The following is a 22,797-nucleotide window of genomic DNA, read 5'->3' on the forward strand; positions in this document are numbered from 1 at the left end:
GCCGAGCTTGCTTAGGGTTGAAAGCGCGGTGTGCTTTCAACGCAAGCGAGGTCTGCCTTCGTCGGTAAAGACGAAGGCAGGGCAGGTTAGTGTGGTAATTTATTGGGAATTTAGTTGTGTTTTGTGTGCGCTGACGACCTGCTTGAGAGCTGCTGTTGAGCATTTGCAGTAAATTTCCTTTGCATTTGTTTTCTAGCGTTACCGTTATTTTCTCAGATACTTGACTGAGTTTTTAACGGTGTTTTGCTTATTACTGTTATTTTCTCAGTTGGTTGACTGAGTTAGTAACGCTGTTGCGGGGCTCGCATCATTTTTTGGCGGTTGGAGTATATTGGTCTTTGTAAAGAGAGCATATGAGGCGCCAATAAAGAAGGTGCCGGCAAAGAAGGTGTGTTATGGCGTTTTGTATACAGTGTGGTAGCGCTCTTGAAGATAATTGGTCATTTTGCGAAAATTGTGGCGCTCCAGTAAATAGTCAGCCTGCAGATTCGCAGTCTCAGTTTGTCAATCAACCGGAAGAGCAGCAGGCTACAGTAATCAACCAACCTGAGTACCAGCAGACTTCGGTAATCAACCAGCCTGCAGATTCGCAGTCTCAGTTTGGCAATCAACCGGAAGACCAGCAGCTTCCGTACGATTCTTCGCAAGATCCTTCGCACAATCTTCCGCAAAATGAAAATCGCAAAAATAGCGAAAATCACGAAAATCGCGAAGTGCACAAAGTAGATAAAACGAGGGTAATAATCGCAGTTGTTGTTGCTGTTTCAATAGTTATTGCTGCTGCTCTTGGCACACTTCTCTATTTCGAGCTTAACAAAGTTAAGCTGCCGAATGCTTCTGAATTTGCGCGCACAAGCATTACAAAAATGACTAAAAAGCTCGAAAAGCAGGGCTTAAGCGTAAGAATTAAAGGCGAATTTAACAAGCGTAAGCGCGGAAGTTTCTTAAGACTTGACGGTACGAATCCTGGAAATTCAGTGCTTAAATTTAATCCTGTTACGATTGTTCAGTCCAAAGGCCCGGGCGTGCCATCTAAAGGCATAGTTGGCAAAAAAGTTGGTTCAGTTACTAAGATTCTTAAAAATATGGGTGTGGAAGTAAAGGTCCACAATGTTGTTGTTGATAATAAGCCGACTGGGGAAGTGATTGGCTCCGAGCCTATGCCAGGCTATTCCGTTATAAATGGTAATAAGGGCGTTATTAATCTTGCTGTCGCAAGCAAAAATAAGGGTATTCCTGTAAATATATTCGGCATGGATAAAGATAAAGCCAAGGAAAAGCTCAACTCTCTTGGTTTTAACGATATTACCTTAAAGCCTCATTTTGCGTCTAAAAAAATGATAGGCAAAATTATGGGAACTTATCCTTCGCTTGGATCGCAATTTACTGGAGGTCATATTGATCTTCTCTATGGCGTTGACGCGTCTGGCGCAAGAACTGCTATTGCAACGGATATGAAAGGTAAGTCTTTAGAGTATAAAAAAGGCAATACAAAAGTACAATTTATAGCATTTATGGAGCCTTTGCTTGGAACTTGGTGCACTAAATCCGGTGACTGCATAAATTTGGGAGCAACAACTATTTATACTCCTAACGAATATCAGAAGGAAACACGTATCTATACTATAAACGGGTATCCGGGTGATGATTTTAGTTCGTCATTTGACCGAATATTACGTAGCTACACTCCAAATACGCTTGAAATGTCAACAGATAATTTAATGCAAATGATTCTAGACGTTATTTCTTCTGCGTCAGTTACTAGTGGAGAAAAGCTTGATCCGCATATGAAGGATCTTATGCATAATCATCTTATAGCTGGAGATACTGGCGCTATTGAATTTTATCAGTCGCTTGGTGTACCTTATTGCGGTGATGATTTGTATTTGTTGCCTATTTTAGATCAAAAAGTGTGTGAAGCTGGTCATCTGAAGAATTACGATGGCGATGTTCTGTCTCTATTTATGGATTTACACAATCATAAGAAGTGGACCGGAATGAGCTATAGAATGACCGATTTCTTCGTTGCAATTCCGGTGAATGCAAAACTTAATGAGCTGGAAAGTAGCGGATATTTTAAAGGCAAAGGTAAAACGCAGCCTGATCCTAACCGTCCGTTTATTTTGCGTAGGGATCCTAAGCTTTACAAAGAAACTGTTGTGCCGTTTGATGGCGAGTATTCGACCTCAGATAATCCGTTTGTGCCGACTAGCAAGCATAAGCCTGTGCCGTTTGCGCCTGCTCCGGATGACAGCAATGCGTACTATCTTGTTGAGCAGCCGTTTGATTGGAGCTCGCTTAAGTAACAGATTTACGGTTTGTTCGGGTAACCCTCCAAACGTGGGGGAATTATCTCGTGTTTGGAGCGTAATCGTACGTTGAGCGCTCCAATTGTGGGGAGTTTTACTCGCGTTTGGAGCGTCACACAACGCTAAACCCTCCAAATGTGGGGATATTTCCTCACATTTGGAGCGCCTAACCCTTCGCATCCCTCCAAACGTGGGGAAATTATTTCGTGTTTGGAGCTCTGCGCAAACAAAAACCGCACATGTGTGAATTAATCCACGAACATGTGCGGTTTATGTTTATTTATTACTGATTAATCAAATCAGGCGTTTACGCGATCGATGCCGGACTGCACGTCAGCAATCACGGAATCCCAAGACTTGATGAAGGCGGCAACACCGTCGGCCTCAAGCTTGTCGGTAACGTCCTTAATGTTGATGCCAAGCTCAGCAAGCTTGTTCATAACAGCGTGGCTCTCTTCGTAAGTGCCCTTAACGGAAGCAGCGCCGTTGCCGTGATCAGCAAGAGCGTTCAAAGTCTTTTCTGGCATGGTGTTCACAACATGCTCAGCAACCAACTCGTCAACGTACTTGCAGTCGGAGTAAGCTGCGTTCTTGGTGCCGGTAGAAGCCCAAAGTGGACGCTGCTTCTTAGCGCCCTTAGCTTCAAGAGCAGCCCAACGTGGGTCAGCTGCGAACTTCTTCTCGAAGAGTTCGTAAGCCAAGCGAGCGTTAGCAACAGCAGCCTTGCCTTCAAGAGCCTTAGCTTCATCGGAGCCGTTAGCTTCGAGGAGCTTGTCAACAGCGGTATCAACGCGGGAGACGAAGAAGGAAGCTACGGAACCAATGTGCTTCAAGTCGTGGCCGTTAGCATCTGCCTGAGCAATACCTTCGATGAAGGCGTCGATAACCTGCTCGTAGCGCTCGAGGGAGAAGATCAAGGTTACGTTCACGGAAATGCCCTTAGCAAGGGTAGCGGTGATAGCTGGAAGACCTTCCAAAGTTGCTGGAATCTTGATCATAACGTTTGGACGATCAACCTTTGCCCAAAGCTCTTCAGCCTGCTTCTCAGTGTTAGCAGTATCGTGAGCCAAGCGTGGGTCAACTTCGATGGAGACGCGGCCGTCAACGAAGTCGGTCTTTTCAGCGATCTCGCGGAAGATATCGGTTGCGTTACGAACATCGGTGGTGGTCAACTCGCGGATAGCGGTTTCAACGTCGACCTTGCCGAGTTCCTTAAGCTGTGCATCGTATGGGCCAACCTGGCTCAAAGCCTTCTGGAAGATGGATGGGTTGGTGGTAACGCCAACAACATTCTTGTTAGCAATCAAATCCTGCAAAGAGCCGGACTCAATGCGGGTGCGGGACAAATCGTCCAACCAAATAGAAACGCCGGAATCGCTAGTGCGCTGCGTTGCTTCAGTCATGTTATCTCCTTAACACTGTGCTCCACCAATTGGGGCACGTCGGTATTTTGGCGTTTTTACAAGAAACAGCGGTTGATGTCGAACCAACGGTAGCTCGGCATCAACACGCCGTCGCTGTCTCTTGTGAAGTGTTTCGTTAGCACTTCTAGTTTTGTGACATACCAATTTTATTTTGATACATCAAGCTTTATTTTGCTTACTTGCTTTTTGCCAAGCTATCTTAGGCGCGAGCTTCTTCGATAGAAGCCTTAGCAGCTTCTACTACGTGCTCAGCAGTAATGCCCAAGTCGATCATGTTCTGACCGCCGTCACCCTGCAAGCCGTACTGTTCAATAGAAACAGCCTTGCCGCAATCGCCAAGATACTTGTACCAAGGCAATGCCAAGCCAGCTTCGATGGAAACGCGAGCCTTGACGGACTTTGGAAGGATTGCTTCCTTGTACTCTTCGTCCTGCTCTTCGAACCATTCGAGGGATGGCATGGAAAGAACGCGAGCCTTAATGCCTTCAGCAGCCAAAGTCTTGGCGCCGGCAACAGCCCACTGAACTTCGGAACCGGTTGCCATGATGATTACGTCTGGAGTGCCTTCGCAATCAACCAAAACGTAAGCGCCGTGCTTCACGCCTTCGCGAGCCTTTTCAGCAGTCTCAGCGAGGGTTGGAACGCCTTGGCGGGTCAAAATCATGGCAGTTGGGTAGTTGTTCTTCTTCTCGAAGAAGTAGCGGTAAGCTTCAGCAGTTTCGTACTCGTCTGCAGGGCGCACAACCTCAAGCTGAGGAATAGCGCGGAAAGCAGCCAAGTGTTCGATTGGCTGGTGAGTTGGACCATCTTCGCCCAAAGCTACGGAATCGTGGGTCCAAACGTAGAGGTTTGGAATCTCCATCAAAGCAGCCAAGCGAACTGCTGGGCGCTCGTAGTCGGAGAACTGGAAGAAGGTGCCGTTGAATGGGCGAGTGTCAGAACCAAGCAAAATACCGTTGGTAATAGCACCCATTGCGAACTCGCGCACACCGAAGTGAAGCTGACGGCCGTGCTCGGAAACGTTTGGCCAAGTGCGGGTTGCGTCTTCGGATGGACCGAAGGAGTCAGCGCCCTTAATGTTGGTGTTGTTGGAGCCGCCCAAATCAGCGGAACCGCCCCAAAGTTCTGGCATAACAGCAGCAATTGCGTTAAGAACTGCGCCGGAAGCCTTACGGGTAGCGACCTTAGAGCCAACTTCGAATCCAGCAACCAAGTCGTCAATAGCCTTGTCGAAGCCTTCTGGAAGCTTGCCAGCCTTAAGACGCTCGTAAAGAGCAGCCTTATCTGGGTTAGCGGCAGCCCACTTTGCAAGAGCTTCATCCCAAGCCTTGTGAGCAGCCAAGCCGCGCTCTGCAACCTTGCGAGCGTGAGCCAAAGCTTCTTCGTCGATTGGGAACGAAACTTCTGGGTCGAAACCGCAAAGTTCCTTCAAGCCCTTCACAGCTTCTTCGCCAAGCTTGGAGCCGTGGGAAGCTTCGTTGTCTGTCTTGCCTGGGGTTGGCCAAGCAATCAAAGTATTAACCTTAATGAAGTGAGGCTTGTCGGTAACTTCCTGAGCCTTTTCAATAGCAGCAGCCAAAGCCTGAACGTCTTCCTTGTAGGAGCCGTCTGGCTGGATGAAGCTAACTTCATCGGTGTACCAACCGTATGCACGGTAACGAGCAAGAATATCTTCAGAGAAGGTGAGCTTAGTGTCACCTTCAATCTGAATGTGGTTTGCATCGAAGATTACGGTCAAATTGCCGAGCTTCTGGTTTCCAGCCAAGGAAGCAGCTTCAGAAGAAACGCCTTCCTCAACGTCGCCTTCGCCGCAGATAACCCATACCTTGTGATCGAATGGGGAAGTGCCGGCTGGAGCTTCTGGGTCAAGAAGACCGCGCTCAAAACGCTGGCCGTAAGCGAAACCAACAGCAGAGGCAAGACCCTGGCCGAGTGGGCCGGTGGTCATTTCAATGCCTGGGGTTAAGCCATACTCTGGGTGGCCTGGAGTACGCGTGTCAGCGCCGCCACGGAAATACTTGAGATCGTCAAGAGTCAAGCCGTAACCAGAGAAGAACAACTGCACATATTGCGTAAGCGAAGCGTGACCGCCAGAAAGAATAAAACGATCGCGGCCGGCCCACTTTGGGTCAGCAGGATCGTGCTTAATGAAGTGCTGGTACAGTGTGTACGCAATTGGTGCCAATGAAACAGGGGAGCCAGGATGTCCGTGTCCTGCTCGCTCAACAGCATCAGCCGAGAGAACCTTCGCCATCTTTACGGCGCGCTCGTCTAATGCAGACCAGTTGAAATCGGTCATGTGATCTACTTTCCTTCCAATAATCCGGGTTTTTAAGCACAGCTTACGCTGGCTTTTTACCCTCTCATTGCCCTTCAATCCTATCTTTCGCGCGCGACGAATATGTTACAAAGTGTGTCAAAAGTTTGCTTTTATGTTCTGTTGAGAGTTTGCTTTTGTGCTCTGATAATAGTTTGCTTTTATGCTCTGTTGAGTGCTAAGAAATAGACTATTATATGAATATTAGAAATACTAAAAAATATTAGAAATATTAGAAATATAAATATTAAAAATATAGTATTTAGACGTATTTGTTATTTATAAGGAGCGGTAATGCAGTCACGACGCATGATGATTTTGCGCGCAGTTGTGGAGGATTATATTCGTTCTCAAGAGCCTGTTGGTTCTGCAGCTCTTGCAAAGCATCACCAGCTTGGGGTAAGTTCTGCGACTATTCGTAACGATATGTCGGCTTTGGAAGAAGAAGGCTACCTTGTTCAGCCGCACACTTCTGCAGGACGCATTCCTACCCAAAAGGGGTATCGCTATTTTGTTGATGGCATGGCTGCTATTATTCCGCTTTCTGAACCTCAGCGTCGCGCTATACGAAACTTTTTAAGCGGATCTGTTAGTTTGCAAGATACTTTGCAGCGTTCCGCGCGTCTTCTTGCAAGTATTACCGGTCAAGTTGCTCTCGTCGCATCTCCAGCATTATCTAAATCAAAAGTAAAAAGAATTGAGATTGTTCAAGTATCGTCTTCTATGCTTCTGGTTGTTGTAATTACAGACGCTGGAGGCGTAGCTCAGCACATGATTCAAGCCTCTAACATAAATCCAGACGACTTATTGCATTTAGTTAATATGGTTAATGAGAATTGCGTTGGAGCCTCTCTTTTAGATGCTTCTAAGCGCGTTTATTTGCTTGCAAATCGTAAGGATTTAGCGTCGGCTTTGCAAATTATTAGTCAGCTTTCTAACGCTTTAAAAGACATGCACGACGGAGAACACACTCACGACTTGTATATGGCTGGAGCTTCCCAACTTGCGCATAGGCAAAGTATTGGCGATTTTGCTTCTCTTTTTGACGCGCTTGAAGAGCAGGCTGTTATTATGCGACTTATGACTTCGCTAAGCGAGGAAGCAAGCGATTGCGAAAGTGGAGTTAGCGTTGCAATCGGTTCGGAAACGCACACTCCGGGCTTGCTTAACGCTTCTGTGGTAACAAGCGCCTACGGCTACAATGAAGATTCTGATTCCGCGTTTATTGGCTCAATCGGCCCTACTCACATGGATTATGCTGCAACTATGACAGCTGTTAAGGCTGTTGCGCGCTATCTTAATTCGTTTATATCCGAAAATTCTTAAAATTAGCTGGCTTATAGCTGGCTGTGCCTTATGTAAAAATGATTTATGAAAAGGTAAAAGGGGAATTAATTGACTGATTACTACAAGATTTTAGGCGTCGACCACAACGCTAGCGACGACGAAATTCGCAAAGCCTACCGTAAGATGAGCCGCAAGTATCATCCGGATATTGCAGGCGCTGAGTTTGAAGAAAAGTTTAAGGAAGTAAACGCAGCTTACGACGTGCTTTCTAATCCAGAAAAGCGTCGAATGGTAGATATGGGAGTCGATCCTAACGATCCTTCTGCTGGAAGTGCCGGAGCTTCAGGTGCTGGTTTTGCAGACATGGGCATGGGTGATATTTTTAGCCAGTTCTTCGGTGGCTCTTTTGGAACTTCTCAAGGCCCAATTTCTAGAGTTCAGCCTGGTGAGGACTCTTTAGCTGAAGCTAAGATTGATTTGAAAACGGCTATTTTTGGCGGAAATGTGAGTGTTCGCATAACTGCTTTTGGAGTGTGCCAAGATTGCAGCGGTTCCGGTTCTGCAGATTCCGCAAATTCTGCTCCTGAACAGTGTGATCAATGCCACGGTTCTGGCTTCTGCCAGAAGGTTGTGCGCACAATGCTCGGTCAAATGGTTTCTTCAATGCCTTGCGACAAGTGCGAAGGTCACGGCACAATTATTAAAAATCCGTGCCAAAATTGCCGTGGTCGCGGACGAGTGCGCGCGCTTCGCGAAGTTGGTGTGAACGTTCCTGCAGGTATTCGAGATGGAAGCCGTTTGCGTCTTGCTTCTCAGGGTAGCGTTGGCGAGTGCGGCGGCCCTGCTGGCGACTTGTATGTTGATATTCACATTCGCGCCGACAAGCAGTTTACGCGAAACGGCGACGATTTGCATTGCTGGATTACTGTTCCTATGAGCTGGGCTGTGCTTGGTCACGATGTTGAAATCGAAACTTTTGACGGCCCTCAAAAGCTTGAAATTCCTGCTGGATGCCAGAGCGACGACACTGTAACTCTTGAAAATCTTGGAGTTACGAAGCTTCGTTCTAAAGATCGCGGCAATATTATTGTTCATGTTTTGGTTCAGATTCCAACGAAGCTTAGTGCAGAAGAGCGTTCGCTTATTAGTAAGTTTGCTAATTTGCATGACGGTGACGTAAAGCATGTTAAGCAAAATTCGCTTGATGAGCAGTCGGGTGAGCGAAAAGGCTTCTTTAGTAAATTAAAGGAAGCTTTTGCTGGCTGATTTTACGGCTTTAATTTACTGCTTTGATTTAAAATAGTAGAGGAAATATGGCATTACCAATTTTGTTTGCAGGCACTCCGGAAGTTGCTGTTCCATCTCTTAAGGAGTTGGCAAAAAACACCGAGCATTTTGACGTTCGCGCTGTTATTACGCGCCCGGACGCTCCAACCGGTCGCGGCCGAAAGCTCGTTCCAAGCCCAGTAAAACAGGCAGCTCTTGAGCTCGGCTTGCCAGTAATTGAAATTGATCCTAGCAAAGACGAAGCTAACTTCCTTAATAAGCTTGCTGAAACTGGCGCGAAAGCTGCGGCAGTTGTGGCATACGGAAAGATTTTGCGACAGAACGTTTTAGACGCGTTGCCGCTCGGCTGGTACAATCTTCACTTTTCGCTTCTTCCGCAATGGCGAGGTGCAGCTCCTGTGCAGCGCGCAATTTGGGCTGGGGATGATATTACGGGCGCCACGGTTTTTCGCATTACGCGCGGCATGGATTGTGGCCCTATTTTGGCGCAGTTTACTACGAAAATTGAGCCTCACGAAAATTCTGGCGATCTTCTTGCGCGTCTTGCAATCGACGGCGCGCCGCTTCTTGCAGCATCTCTTCGTGGCATGGAAACTGGCGAAATTGTGCCGGTTGAGCAGGATCAGTCTCCTCAAGAAGTTGCGCAAAAAATCACGGTTGAAAATGCTCATATTGATTTTCATGCGCCAGCTTTTGCGGTTGACCGTCAAATTCGCGCTTGCACGCCAAATCCGGGCGCGTGGTGCGAGCTTCATGCGGACGACGAGAATAACGCAGAACCGATTACTTTGCATGTTTTGCGCGCAAAGCCGGCAGATGCTAACGATCCGCATGCTGAAGATTTGATGAAGCTTGATCCTGGAAAATTACTTGCCGGCAAAAAGCAAGTTTGGATTGGTACTTTAAGCGGCGCGCTTGAGCTTTTGGAAGTAAAAGCGCAAGGAAAGAAAGCTATGAAAGCGGCCGATTGGGCGCGCGGAGCAAGGCTTTCGGCCAAAGCTTACTGCGCATAAAATTATGAGCATGAACTTTTCTTCGCTGCTGCCAACTTTAGCCAAGCCGGGGCTTTTGGTTATGGATGTTGACGCAACGCTTATTGAGGAAGAAGTTATTGATTTACTCGGCGAGGAAGCTTGCTGCGGCAAGGAGATGTCTTTGATTACAGCGCGCGCAATGCGTGGCGAAATCACTTTCGACGACTCCTTGCGTTTGCGCGTGAGTATGCTTCGCGGCCTAAACATTGACGAGTGCAAAAAGCGTATTATTCCCAAAATTCACGTAACTAAAGGCGCGAATATTTTAATTGACGCGCTTCATGCACACGGTTGGAAAGTTGGCGCAGTTTCTGGCGGTTTTCACGAGATTTTAGACGAATTGCTGCCGAGTCTGAATATTGATTTTTGGGTGGCTCACCATTTAGAGTCGGCTGACGGCAAGCTTACTGGCAACGTGCTAGGAAATATTGTTAACGCTAACGCAAAAGTTGAAGCGCTTCGAGCTTGGGCAAGTAATCTTGGCGTTGAGCGCGAGCAAACTGTGGCCGTGGGGGATGGAGCGAACGATATTTCAATGATTAAATTCGCTGGATTAGGCGTGGCTTTTTGCGCAAAACCAGCAGTTCAAGAGGCTACTCCTTACCATATTCTTACTCGCGATTTAAGCGCTGTATTGCGTTTTTTGAATGCGAATTAATGCATTTATAGAGCGAAAAGTTGAGTAATGTACATAAGCAATGTAAAATAATGAAGCAATGATTAAAGATTAATGGTTAAATTTTTTGTGAAAGTTCTGTAGCTTTTATCCACAGAGCATAAATGTGTTGGTAAATCTTTCTATTGATTAGTAAAATAACAGTTAGTTTTTGAGAGAAAAGTGTGCGTGAATGCAGAAGATTCAGGAATTTACATTGAAATTCGCGCACGAAGGGTAGGGAGTGTAAGTTGAATTTACGAGAAGTTGCGCTTGAAGTTGCGCGCATTTTGGAAGACGTTGGTAAGCACGCGTATCAGGATCAGTTAAGCCCTCAAGATATGACGTCTCTTGCGTTGGGCGATTCTACGCAGTCAGAGTCCGGTTTTGGCGATAAGCTCGTGCGCTTTATTCAAAACCGTTTAACGTACGTAAATCCTTTCCAAGGTTTTTGGCGCACTAGGCCGGAGCATTGCAATCCGGGCGACCGTTTTTGGTGCGTTGGAAACGTTGATGGCGCTATTAATTTCAACCGAGACATGGCAGAGTGGACTCTTACCGTTTCGCTTTTTGAGTTTAACGATGAAGGCTCAGCTCGCCCAGTGCTTGGCGTTGTACACGCTCCTGCATTGGGATTAACCTATTTGGCTGCAAAGGACCAGGGTGCTATTCGTATTCGTAGGACTCCGCAAGGCGAAAAGCGCGAGAAGATTACTCCTTCCACAACTTCAACTTTGCGCGGATCCGTTGTGTGCTACGGAATGTCTTATATACCGGGCGAATCTAAGCGCGCTCTTGACGTAGTTGCTTCTGTTGAAACCGGCTGCCCTGCGGATATTAAGCGCATTGGTCCGGCTTCGCTTGACTTGTGCAAAGTGGCGGACGGCACGTACGACGCTTACTTTGAGCCGCATTTGCATCAGTGGGATATTCCAGCCGTTTCTGCTGGAGCTGTGGTTGTGCTAGAAGCGCAGGGTCAGGTTTGCCAGTGGGATGGAAACCCTATTCATTGGCGACGCGAAAATGACGTAGTTGCTTCTAACGGTTTGCTTATTAACGAGTTAAAGCCGTATCTTAAGTAAGCGTAAACTAATTTTCGCACAAATAACGCAATATTAGTTTTGCTCTAAAAGTAGCAAAAATCACATATAAAAATGCTTGAAATGTATGAATTTTTGAGTAAAATACCAGCTGTGCTAGTTTCGGATTGCTAAAATTCGCTGAGCTGAACGCATATTAAAACGTTGGCATGGTGATTTGGCATATGATGCTACTAATTCATAGGAATAAACGCTAATTTACCGAGTTTGATTTAATACGCAAAATCTCTCGGTTGAATAAACGGAGTAAAAGAAATGATGAAGAAGAATATTATTAACGCAAATAGTTTTGCATCTTTACGTAAGTTAGCTAAGAATGGCGATTATGCGCCGCTTTCTAAGAGCGTGTGCGCAGCTATGCTTGCAGGTGCTATGGTGCTCGGGGGGGGGGGTATTCGTTTCTCCTGCGCCTGCGTATGCTGATGGTTATGTGAGCCCTGACGGCAACAATATTTACTACGGTTACAAGTCTGACGCAGATTACAGTAAAGATCGCATTAAGATCGAGGTTCATTACTATGGCAATATGAAAGATGCCGAAGAAGACAATATTGCTAACCAAGATCCTCTCGGCAAATATGTACATGTAAAGTACACTGCAAATCTTAATTCTAGTGACAATTCTTTTGATAAATGGGCATTCCGTCCAATGTGGTGGTACGGTGTTCCAGCTGGTTTAACAGACGTACACGATATTAATTATAGTCGTTTTGAAAAATACACAGGTGACGGCAATCCTGTTCCTTCTCGTCCTGGTCTTCACCGAGAAGATGAAAATGTTACTAAACATTATGCTAATTCAAAGGATTGGAAAGGTATTTCCAACTTCTATATTACCGATCCGCACAAGCTTGCTTCTATGAATGGTTTGAAAACGCTGCTTGGCATCGATGGCGGTGATAACAAAGGTTACGATAATACGGGCAATACCGCAGGCAATTGGAAAGATTTTTATGATGCCACTAATGGTATGCAAAGCATGTTCGTTGATTGGGAGTCTGCAGGTAAGCGCTATTACGAGATGACCTACGTTGCAGAGTTGACGGATGAAGCATGGAAGCAGCGCGATGTTAAGCCATTGCGTTTTGCTGCTGGTGTTTACCGTTTTGCTGGTAATTGGCATATTGCTACTGGTCAGATTCACCATGCTCCAAAGATTGCAGACAGCTTGAAGGTTAAGTATCCAGATCGTACGCCAGTTGCGAAGGTTAACCAACTGACTGATGAAGAACAAGGCAAAGTTAAGGACGCAATCTATAACGCTAATAAAGATGCAACTCCTCACTTCAGTGATTTGCTTGACGGAACTGCTGGCATAGAAGTTGCTGCAGACGGTACTGCAACTCTTAAGTTCAAAGACAATACAACTCTTACCATGCCTGGTAAGTTGTTGGTTATGGAGCAGAAGAGGGATCGTGATTTATACCCACCAACCTACCCGGCTCCGATTGGTGTTGTGAATCCTAAGAGTTTGAGCGATGCTGATCAGAAGGCGATTATTGACGGCTTTAAGACTGCTAATAAGGACAAAGACTTCCTTAATAAAGTTAAGACTAATGATTCTGAAGCCTATAAGTTTGATAACGATAAACAAACTCTTACTATTACTTATACTGATGGCTCTACAATCACAGTTCCTTATAGCTCTTTGGTGTATCAGGGTGCAACAATCGCCGATTGGGCGCCTTATTCTGTGCCGGATGTGATTACGGTTGATAACCTCACGAATATTAGTGATGCTGAGGTAACTGCCATTAAGAAAGCATTCGACGATGCCAATAGTGGCTTGGATGTCTACACGAATGCGAAGACTAAGGACTCTGCTGGCTACTTAACAATTGATAAAAGGACCGGCAATGCCACAATCAAGTGGGCAGATGGTTCTACGACAGAAATTGCTTCTTGGCAGTTCCTTAAGGAAAAGGAAAAGACTACACCTGCTCCAGAACCTTCAACGCCTGTTGCTGAAGAAAAGACCTTTAGAGTTGATGTGCCTGCAAAACCTACAGAGACTCCTCTTGATTTATTTAATAAGAATGCGAGTATACCACCTGATGCTATTTCTAGTTATCAAACTTTATTGTTGAGTAAGAAGGCTTATGATGCTAAGACTGGTGCAGAAGTTAAGCTTAAAAGCGTAAAATTTAACTTTGCTAATGGTGATATAGATTTTTCTGTAGATGGATATAAGGATAAGTCTTATCCAATAAGTCTTTTCTATCGCAAATCTACAGATAGTAAACCAACAAAGGGAACAGGTAATAATGGCGTATATGCCTACAACCTAACTCCTGTAATAGCTGATATACCTAGCAAGCCTACTACTGAAGAAAAACAAAAGGCTTTAGCGCAATTCGTTAAGGATAATTACAATAAGACAATTAGTGGTGTAACTTCATACACGCTTACTGATTCTGATACCCCTGTTTCTGGCACTAATTATATGTGGAAATATAAGCAGGTTGCTGACGGTCATAATGGAACTGGTGTAGTGTCTATTAAAATTAACGATGATGGCTCCTTAGCTGTTAAAGGCATGGAGAATAATGTAGCGAATGAACATTACATTGATGTACCTGTCAGTAAGTTGTATGTTAATCCTGAACGAGATAGACTGCTAGCAAAAGCTAAAGAACTTTGGAATAGTCGTGATAATAGACTAGATCAGAAAGACTTAACTAAAGCTGGCATTAATGACAAAATTAGTGATCTTCCAAATTCTCTTGATAACAAGAGTACTAGTGATCTTTACAAGTTTATTAAGAATCTCATTAACGCAAAGCATATTGAGCGCAAGTATAATCCAATTCCGGAGATTGAAGTTGCTGATAAGAATAAGATTACTGATGATGACTTCAAGAAGGCTATTAAAGCATTCCTTGATGCCAACTACACAGGTGCTGGTGAAGTAAGCAATACCACATACTCAATGACTTCTGCTCTTAAGCCAAAGCCTGGTACTGCTGACATGGAGCCATATGATGCTAATAATAATCCTGTTGGAATCACTACCATCTCAAAGGGTACTGGAAGTACGTTAACTGTTACATGCAATGATAACACTACATTTACTGTTAACGTCACCTTCAAGAATAAGCAAGATACCCCAGCTGGTAACGACCTCGATAAGCTCAAGAAGCAGGCGAAGGAGCTTATTAATCGTAATCCTAAGCTTACTGATAAGCAGAAGGAAGATTTCAAGAATCAGATTGATAAGGCTGATACCAAAGATAAAATCCAGGAGATTCTAAAGAAGGCCAACGAGCAGGCTGGCAATAATAACGTCACTCCTGATCAGTTAAAGGAAAAGGAAAAGAAGGAGAAGGAGAAGCGCGAGAATGAGAAGCGCGAAAAAGAACAGCAAAATAAGCTTGCTGAAGATAAAACTAAAGCCAATGAAGCTCTCAATTCTCTGAGCAATCTGACTACTGATGGTGATTCTAGCGATAAGAATAAGCTATCAGGTGAAATTGATAAGGCTAAAACTTCCGAGGATGTTAAGAAGATTCTCGAAAAGGCCAAGGCGATTAACGACGCTCGAGGTGCTTTGAAGGAAGGTGCGCTTCCATTCTTAAGCCACGGCAAGTCTGATAGTAACGACGATAAGGCTCTTAAGGAGTTAATCGGCGCTGATCCAAGTAAGAAGGATAGTGCTCTCACTTCTTTGGAAACTGCGTTGAATGATGCTAATGCTACTGCTGACAGCATCAACAAGGCTCTTGACGAGGCAAAGCGCCAAAACGGCATTAACGAGCAAGCTGCAAGGCAGGCTGCTAACGCTAAGATTGCTGAGTTTGAGAATAAGCTTGAAGCTGCTGAAAAGGTTCTTAACGATAACACAACAATCAAAGCTGAAGATAAGACCAAAGCTACTACTGATATAGCGACTGCAAAGTCTGCTATAACAACCGCTAAGGAGTCTGTAAAGAAAGCTACCAAGCCTTCTGAAATGTTGACTCAGCTTACCAATGTTGAAACTAAGTTCAAGGACGCTGATGGTAAGGTCAATGATGCAGTTAACAATGCTCAGAAGGAAAACAAGAAGCAGAATACCAACGATCCTGATGCTAAAGCTTTCGAGAAAGAGAAGAATGACGCTAAGGGCGAGATTGATAAGATTCCTGGTTTGTCTAAAGAAGAAAAAGACAAGTATAAGGAACAGATTGATCAGTCTACTCATAAGGGTGATCCTGAAGCAATAGTCAATCAGGCTAAGAAGCACAAGAAAATCGAAGCTGCTCTTAAAGCTATTGACAACTTCGAGCATTTGAACAATGCTCAGAAGGAAGCTTTCAAGAGGATTATTGAAGATACTGATGCTTCTGATCACAAGAACGCTGACGGAACAACTTCTGACGACATTGACGATGCGCTTGCCAACGCTGCAAACACCGATAATGCTATGGCTCGTCTTGGAGAGTTGGAGAAGAAAGCTGAAGCGTTCCAGAAAGAAGCAGACGGCAAGTATTCTAAGCTTGACTCTACAAAGCCTGCTGAAAAGAAGCAGAAGGATGATTTCGATAATTATCTTAAAGATGCAACAACTCTGACCACACCTGATAAGGGCGATGCTAAGGGTGCTGACGAAGTCAATACTTTGTATGACGACCTTCTTAAGGCAATGCGCGCTATCGATCCTAAGGCTCAGAGTGCTGGTCTAAAGACTGATGCTCTAAGCAAGGAGATTGAATCTGATAAGAAGTTCAAGCCAAGCGAAACTGAACCTAAGACCCCGGGCAATGCTGTTTACAACACGTCTTCTAAGGCTAAGAAGGATGCGTTTGACGCGGCTTTGACTGCTGCTGAGCAGGCTTTGACGAACGCAACGAAGAAAGATCTTGATATTTCTACTGCTGATAGGGAAGCGGCTGAGCAGAAGAAGGTTGACGAAGCTCTTGACAAGCTTGTTAAGGCTCGCCTTGCTTTGGATGGTGTTGACACAACCAAGTTGCAGACTGAGATTGATAAAGAATCTGCAACTACTTCTTCCGATGCATATAAGTATGATTCTCAAGAAAATCAGAATAACTATAATAAGGCTCTTCAAGAGGCTAAGGATCTTATCGATAAGCTAACTGGTAAGAAGAAGGCTGCTCAAGGCGAGGAAGATGTAACAACTAAGACTCAAGCTGAAAAGCAGAAGCTTGTTGATGAAGTTCTTGCAAAGCTTAAGGCAGCTGAAGAGGCTCTTAAAGGCAAGAAACCAATCGAGCCAACTCCAACCCCAACTCCAACGCCTTCTGTTGATAAGTCTCACTTGCAGCAGGGCATTGACAATGGTAGCGATGTTCATAATTCGGATGAGTACAATAATGCTCCTTCGGATAAGAAGCAGGCTTATGATCATGCTTTGGATCATGCTAACGAAGTGAACAATGATCCAAATGCAACTCAGGATCAGGTGAATCAGGCTGTTGAGGATTTGAAGAAGGCTGAGAATGATTTGAAGCCAACTCCAAGCCCGCTTCCAACTCCTGTTCCTGGTGGTCATGAGGATTCTGGTTTTGGTGTGAATGATAATGCGCCTACTACTGTGGATAAGGGCGAGTTGAACGTTCAGATTGATAGTGCTGAAGCTGATTCTCAGCCTGGCAATGCTGGAAACGGTAACGCCGGTAATGCTGGTAACGCAAACTCTGGTAACGCTGCAAACGCAAACGCCAATTCTGCTTCTAATGCTGCAAATTCTGCTGCTGTGAATGCTGCGGTTGAAAATTCGCCGGCTGTGAAGCAGGCTGATGCTCAAGTTTCTAAGGCTCAGGCGGCTTTGGATGCTGCTTTGGCTGAGGCTAAGAAGGTTGCGGCTGATCCTAATGCAACTCAGGCTCAGGTTGATGCTGCGGCTCAGAAGCTTTCTGCTGCTCGTAAGGCTTTGGCGTCTGCTAAGGCTCATGCGGCTGAGGTTCGTGCTTCTGTGCGTGCTCAGGTGTTGAAGAGTGGTGTTTCTAAGCTGAGTAAGACTGGTAGCAACGTGTCTGTGTTTGGCTTGCTTGCTACGGTTGCTGCGGCTGGTGCTGCCTTCTTCGTGAGCAAACGTCGCGGTGTTTCTCGTCACAGCAACAACTAGGCGAGAGGCTGCAAAGTCGGTAAAACCTGTAAGGCTTTACGCTTTGCTAGACAATAAATAAATAAATACTTGCCTCACTTCGCATCTTTCTTCACTCCGCGAAGTGGGGCATTTTCGTATGCGAATATTTTTATTTAACACGAATTGAAACAGTCACGAAAATATGGGAGAATTACCACATGACTACAGTTATTATGCATACTTCTGAAGGCGATATTAAAATCAACCTGTTTGATACCAAAGCGCCTGAAACCGTCAAAAATTTCGTTGGCTTAGCTACCGGTGAGCGCGAGTGGCTTGACCCATTCAGTGGAGAACCTTCGCATGAGCCATTTTACGATGGTTTAACTTTCCACCGCATTATTAAGGAATTTATGATTCAGGGTGGATGCCCACTTGGTAACGGAACTGGCGGTCCTGGCTACGAGTTTGACGATGAAATTGACGCATCCTTGAAGTTCAACAAGCCTTATTTGCTCGCTATGGCAAATGCTGGAAAGCGTCGTGGTCGTGACGGTCGTTTGCATGGCACTAACGGCTCGCAGTTCTTCATCACAACCGTTCCAACTCCATGGCTTGACGGTCATCATACAATTTTCGGCGAAGTCGCTGACGATGAATCCAAGGCTGTTGTAGATAAGCTCGAGTCGGTGGCAACCGATCGATCTGATGCTCCTCTTGAGCCTGTTGGCATTATTTCTATTGAAGTTTTGTGAAGTTTAAGCTGTAAATAAATCAGCAATAAAAAAGCGAGCTTTATAGTTAAGCCCTGCAAGATTCCTTGCAAAACCTAGCTATAAAACTCGCTTCGGTTGTTCAACCTTCTTCTGTTATGCATTATCCATTGTAAGTATTTTATTCATTACTTTAAAAAGTAATTCGTGCGCTGTAAGCTCACATAAGCTTGCCTACAGCGCTTAAGTTCGCGCTTATTATCGCTTATTCTTTAACACTTTGGTAAAGCGAAGACCCAGATTCCTGGAACTTCTTGCTCATCTCTTTCATGCCGTCAGCAATAGCCTGGTTTCGAGCTTCTTCAACAAGCTGCTCCTGCTGAGCGGCTCCACCAAAACGCTTACGAATATTCTGCGAAATAGCCATCGAGCAGAACTTTGGTCCGCACATGGAGCAGAAGTGAGCCATTTTTGCTGGCTCTGCAGGAAGCGTATCGTCGTGGAAGGCGATTGCGGTATCTGGATCGTAGCTTAAGTTGAACTGATCCAACCAGCGGAACTCAAAACGAGCCTTACTGATTGCGTTGTCGCGATCCATCGCATGCGGGTGATGCTTAGCAAGATCAGCCGCATGGCAAGCAATCTTGTACGCAATTACGCCCTGCTTCACATCGTCCTTGTTTGGCAATCCCAAATGTTCCTTAGGAGTTACGTAGCAAAGCATTGCAGTGCCGTAGCGCGCAATCTCCACGCCGCCAATTGCGGAAGTAATGTGATCGTAGCCCGGGGCAGTATCGGTAGTTAAAGGACCAAGCGTATAGAATGGAGCATTCTGGCAAATAGCCTTCTCCATTTCAATATTCATACGCACCGTATCAAATGGCACGTGGCCAGGGCCTTCAATCATCACTTGCACGTCATGCTGCCAAGCAATCTTTGTAAGCTCGCCAAGCGTCATAAGCTCGGAAAGCTGAGCCGCATCGTTAGCGTCAGCCAAGCTACCTGGACGCAAACCGTCGCCCAAAGAGAACGCAACATCGTACTTTGCAAAAATCTCACACAATTCTTCAAAATGCGTGTAAAGGAAGCTTTCTTGATGATGCTGCAAGCACCATTCAGCCATAATCGAGCCGCCGCGAGACACAATACCGGTTACGCGGTTTGCGGTAAGCGGCACGTAACGAAGAAGCACGCCGGCGTGAATAGTCATGTAGTCAACGCCCTGCTCGCACTGTTCAATAACCGTGTCTCGGAAAAGCTCCCAGCTGAGCTTAGAAGCATCATCCTCAACCTTTTCCAAAGCCTGGTACATTGGCACGGTTCCGATTGGCACAGGGGAGTTGCGCAAAATCCATTCGCGCGTTGTGTGAATATCGTTACCGGTAGAAAGATCCATAACGGTATCCGCACCCCACTTCGTTGCCCACGTAAGCTTTTCAACTTCTTCGTCAATCGAAGAAGTTACGGCAGAATTGCCCATGTTTGCGTTGAGCTTAGTTAAGAAGCGCGAGCCAATAATCATAGGCTCTGCCTCAGGGTGGTTAATATTGCAAGGAATTACAGCGCGTCCTGCTGCAAGTTCGGAGCGAACAAGCTCTACGTCGCAATTTTCGCGAGTTGCAACATACTGCATTTCTGGGGTTACAATTCCGTGACGCGCATACCACATTTGCGTAATCGGATGATCCGCGCCCTTCATTGGCTTATGCGTGCGTCCGCGCCATTCCTTAGAAGCTTTGCCTCGCTTAATTGCGCGCTTTCCGTCGTCTTGAAGATTGCGCCTGCGACCCTCATATTCCACAACGTCACCGCGGTCACGAATCCAGTCAAGGCGAAGTGGAGCCAAGCCCTCTTTAGGATCGCACTTTGGACCTTCAGTATTGTAGTCCTTAAAAGGCGGGTTAGGGCCAACGCCAGGAGTGTCCGAAAGCTTAATCTCAGTGTATGGAACTTCCAAATCGTAAGAACCGTACTCGTATTCAAAATGAACTGGAGTAGTTTTGCGAATATGAGCCTTGTCTCGCTGAGTGCATCCGCGTGAAGCAATATCTACGCGCTGCTGCTTAGCTAACTTTGCTGCTTCTTTTGCTTCTTTAGCGTTAATAAAAGTTGGCTTCTTTTCATCTTTTTCTGCAGACTTTTCTTCCTTATTTTCTGCAGAAATTACGCGCTTAGCATAGCCGTGCTTGCTTTCTTGGCGAACAGACTTCCAGCTTTCAACAAAATCATGCATTGTTGATTCTGGAGTTTGTGAAGCATAAATCGGTTCTGTAACGAAGAAGCCTGCAGCTTTTGTGCGAGCAATCATAGATACGTCTTCAAGCTGAGTTTTTCCGCCAACAAGAACAGGGAAGTCGCTTGCGGAGCAAATCGTATTGATTTTTGCTTCGTCCAACGTTGTGTGATTTGCTTCCAATTCGTAAGAGGCAGTAGAGTTTTCTTGCCCTTCTTCTGGGTTTCGCATTGCTGTTACGCAAATGTAGTCAATGCAACCGTCTGGAAGCTCGTTAATAACCTTAACTAAGCTTTCTGTTTCAACTGTTAAACCAATAACAGCATCTTCGCCAAGCAAAGCGCGCGCTTCTCGAGGTTCCATGTCGCTTTGAGCTAAGTGAACGCCGTCAACTTTAATGCTTTGATTTCTAGCCTGCCAAGCAACATCAACTCGCTCGTCAATAACAAAAGTTACTGAATCGCACTTGTTATTGTCTTCAATAATTTGCGCAATATCTCGAGCAATAGTTGTGATTTCTTTTGCGCTCTCATCGTTTGCATGCAAACGAATCAACGTTGCTCCTGCGCGCAAAGCATCATCAACAATATCGGTAAGCGGACGATTATTACAAGCTTTTGGGTCTGCAATAAAGCAGGCGGTGAGATTGAACTGATCACGCATTGATGCGTATGGATAATTCGAGGTCATACTAAAATCGTTGCTCCCTACGTTGTATTAACTAAACAGGTTCGAAGGGTTAGGTTTTGCCTATCTCAGCCTTCTAAAAGAAAGCACCCCTGCAAATGTCGAATTATCAGCCATTTTACACGATTACATGCACTTTTTAGTAAAGGCATGTTGCGAAGACTTCGTTCTTGTAAAGTTTTCACAACATGCCTTAGTTTTAAAAGTTAGAGTTTTAAATTTTTAGCGCTCGTGGTGATTTATAGTGCGTGAAATAAAATCTCCCAAGCTTTGCACAATCTGTACAAGAATAATGCAAAGAACCACGGCAACCGTCATAACATCGTACTGGTAGCGCTGGTAGCCGTAGCGTATTGCAATATCTCCAAGTCCGCCAGCTCCAACTGTTCCAGCCATTGCGCTAAAACCAAAAAGCGTTATGAATGTAAGAGCAGCGCCGCGAATAAGCGAAGGCAAAGCTTCCCAAAGCAGCACTTTGCACACAATTTGAAGCTTGCTTGCTCCAAAGCTTTGTGCAGCCTCAATTAAGCTTCCGTCAACTTCTGCCAAAGACTGTTCAACAATTCGCGCCACAAACGGAGCTGCTGTAATAACAAGCGGCACAATAGCGCCTGGAACGCCAAGAGATGTGCCAACAAGTAGGCGAGTGAACGGAATTAAAGCAACAAGAAGAATAATAAACGGCACTGAGCGCACAATATTAACTATCCAGCCAATAACAGCGCTTAAAGTTGCGTTTGGGCAAATGCCTTTTTTGTCCGAAATAATAAGCAGCACACCAATTGGAAGACCAATTGCATAAGCTAAAAGTGTTGCAACAGAAGTCATTACTAAAGTATCTTGCACGCCTTCAATTAGTAAATCGCCGTAGTTGTCAATAAATTGTGTAACAGTTTCAAGCATTTTACTTCACCTCGCTTGCAAGTGTGTAGTTTTCGGTAAAACTCTTCTTATTTCTATGATTTTCTACTTTGTCGTCTGCAATAAGCGTGCGCAAAATATCGCTTTGTGGATTTGCAAAAAGCTCTGCAGTGTCTCCTAATTCCACAATATTTCCGCCGTCAATCATTGCCACACGGTCGCAAATATTTCTAGCAACTGCCAACGAGTGCGTAATAATAACGAGTGTTACGTTAAGCTCGCGGTTAATTCGGCGCAATAAATCAAGGATTTGCGCAGTAGTTGTGGAGTCGAGTGCGCTTGTAGCTTCGTCGCAAAGCATAATCGAAGGATTATTTGCCAAGGCTCGAGCGATTGCTACGCGCTGCTGTTGCCCGCCGGAAAGCTGGCTAGGGTAGCGGTCTGCAAGATTTTGCAAGCCAACCAAGTCGAGCAAATAGTGTGCGCGCTCTTCACGTTCTTTTTTTGGAGTGTGATTTAGTTCAAGCGGAAAAGTTACGTTTCGCAATACTGTTCGCTGCTGGAAAAGACTAAAGTTTTGGAAAATCATTCCAATATTCGCGCGAACTTTAGCAAGCTCTTTATCTTTTACTTCGCTAATATCGTTGCCGTCAATTATAACTTTTCCGGAAGTTGGCCTCTCAAGCAGATTCATGCAGCGCACTAATGAAGATTTACCGGCACCAGAAGAGCCAAGTATTCCGAATACTTCGCCAGATTCAATGGTGAGATTAATATCGTGCAATGCTTCATGTGCTTCACTACCTTTTCCGTAGCTTTTATGAAGATGTTCAATCTGAATCATGCTTATTCCCTAACAGCT

The 22,797-nt window shown here is 45.3% G+C and carries 14 protein-coding genes and 1 riboswitch; of the genes, 9 read left to right on the forward strand and 5 right to left on the reverse strand.

Annotation, left to right across the window (positions count from 1 at the left end; genetic code table 11):
- Window positions 1-395: 395 nt before the first annotated feature.
- On the forward strand, window positions 396-2,306 hold the full coding sequence (locus HXT52_RS02205; RefSeq protein ID WP_421776104.1) for a PASTA domain-containing protein: 1,911 nt from the start codon (window positions 396-398) through the stop codon (window positions 2,304-2,306).
- Window positions 2,307-2,608: 302 nt separating this feature from the next.
- Here the strand turns inward: HXT52_RS02205 and tal are convergent, their stop codons facing one another.
- Entirely contained in the window at window positions 2,609-3,712 is a 1,104-nt protein-coding gene (gene tal / locus HXT52_RS02210; protein ID WP_421776105.1) for a transaldolase, read from the reverse strand.
- 220 nt (window positions 3,713-3,932) lie between these two features.
- Window positions 3,933-6,032, reverse strand: coding sequence for a transketolase (gene tkt, locus HXT52_RS02215; protein ID WP_019261077.1), 2,100 nt, complete (start codon window positions 6,030-6,032; stop codon window positions 3,933-3,935).
- A gap of 327 nt (window positions 6,033-6,359) precedes the next feature.
- Here tkt and hrcA point away from each other — a divergent pair, with 327 nt between their 5' ends.
- From hrcA to HXT52_RS02255, 8 genes are all read left to right on the forward strand, one after another.
- Window positions 6,360-7,376 carry a heat-inducible transcriptional repressor HrcA gene (gene hrcA / locus HXT52_RS02220; protein ID WP_421776177.1) on the forward strand — a complete coding sequence of 339 codons (1,017 nt, stop codon included), beginning with the start codon at window positions 6,360-6,362 and terminating at the stop codon, window positions 7,374-7,376.
- Window positions 7,377-7,445: 69 nt separating this feature from the next.
- Window positions 7,446-8,603: a molecular chaperone DnaJ gene (gene dnaJ / locus HXT52_RS02225; protein ID WP_119521251.1), complete on the forward strand. Its 1,158-nt coding sequence runs from the start codon at window positions 7,446-7,448 to the stop codon at window positions 8,601-8,603.
- Between the two features lie 47 nt (window positions 8,604-8,650).
- Window positions 8,651-9,637 (forward strand): methionyl-tRNA formyltransferase, encoded by a 987-nt coding sequence (gene fmt / locus HXT52_RS02230; protein ID WP_421776106.1) that lies wholly within the window; start codon window positions 8,651-8,653, stop codon window positions 9,635-9,637.
- A gap of 4 nt (window positions 9,638-9,641) precedes the next feature.
- Window positions 9,642-10,316 carry a phosphoserine phosphatase SerB gene (gene serB / locus HXT52_RS02235; RefSeq protein WP_421776107.1) on the forward strand — a complete coding sequence of 225 codons (675 nt, stop codon included), beginning with the start codon at window positions 9,642-9,644 and terminating at the stop codon, window positions 10,314-10,316.
- Window positions 10,317-10,564: 248 nt separating this feature from the next.
- A complete protein-coding gene (locus tag HXT52_RS02240) occupies window positions 10,565-11,395 on the forward strand; it encodes an inositol monophosphatase family protein (protein WP_421776108.1) in 831 nt (276 codons plus the stop codon).
- Between the two features lie 273 nt (window positions 11,396-11,668).
- Window positions 11,669-11,836: a hypothetical protein gene (locus tag HXT52_RS02245; RefSeq protein WP_421776109.1), complete on the forward strand. Its 168-nt coding sequence runs from the start codon at window positions 11,669-11,671 to the stop codon at window positions 11,834-11,836.
- A 7-nt stretch (window positions 11,837-11,843) separates the two neighbouring features.
- A complete protein-coding gene (locus HXT52_RS02250; protein WP_421776110.1) occupies window positions 11,844-17,480 on the forward strand; it encodes a sugar-binding protein in 5,637 nt (1,878 codons plus the stop codon).
- A gap of 179 nt (window positions 17,481-17,659) precedes the next feature.
- On the forward strand, window positions 17,660-18,196 hold the full coding sequence (locus HXT52_RS02255; protein ID WP_102694689.1) for a peptidylprolyl isomerase: 537 nt from the start codon (window positions 17,660-17,662) through the stop codon (window positions 18,194-18,196).
- A gap of 223 nt (window positions 18,197-18,419) precedes the next feature.
- Here the strand turns inward: HXT52_RS02255 and thiC are convergent, their stop codons facing one another.
- The 3 genes from thiC to HXT52_RS02270 form a co-directional block, all read right to left on the reverse strand.
- Window positions 18,420-21,077 (reverse strand): phosphomethylpyrimidine synthase ThiC, encoded by a 2,658-nt coding sequence (gene thiC, locus HXT52_RS02260; RefSeq protein ID WP_116794600.1) that lies wholly within the window; start codon window positions 21,075-21,077, stop codon window positions 18,420-18,422.
- A riboswitch (TPP riboswitch) is annotated at window positions 21,075-21,178 on the reverse strand. It overlaps the preceding gene by 3 nt.
- Window positions 21,179-21,296: 118 nt before the next feature.
- Window positions 21,297-21,977, reverse strand: a complete 681-nt coding sequence (locus tag HXT52_RS02265; protein ID WP_004135189.1) for a methionine ABC transporter permease — start codon at window positions 21,975-21,977, stop codon at window positions 21,297-21,299.
- A 1-nt stretch (window position 21,978) separates the two neighbouring features.
- Window positions 21,979-22,779, reverse strand: coding sequence for a methionine ABC transporter ATP-binding protein (locus tag HXT52_RS02270; protein ID WP_410313432.1), 801 nt, complete (start codon window positions 22,777-22,779; stop codon window positions 21,979-21,981).
- Window positions 22,780-22,797: the final 18 nt, after the last annotated feature.

This window comes from Gardnerella sp. KA00288, assembly GCF_049244085.1.
Lineage (GTDB): Bacteria > Actinomycetota > Actinomycetes > Actinomycetales > Bifidobacteriaceae > Bifidobacterium > Bifidobacterium greenwoodii.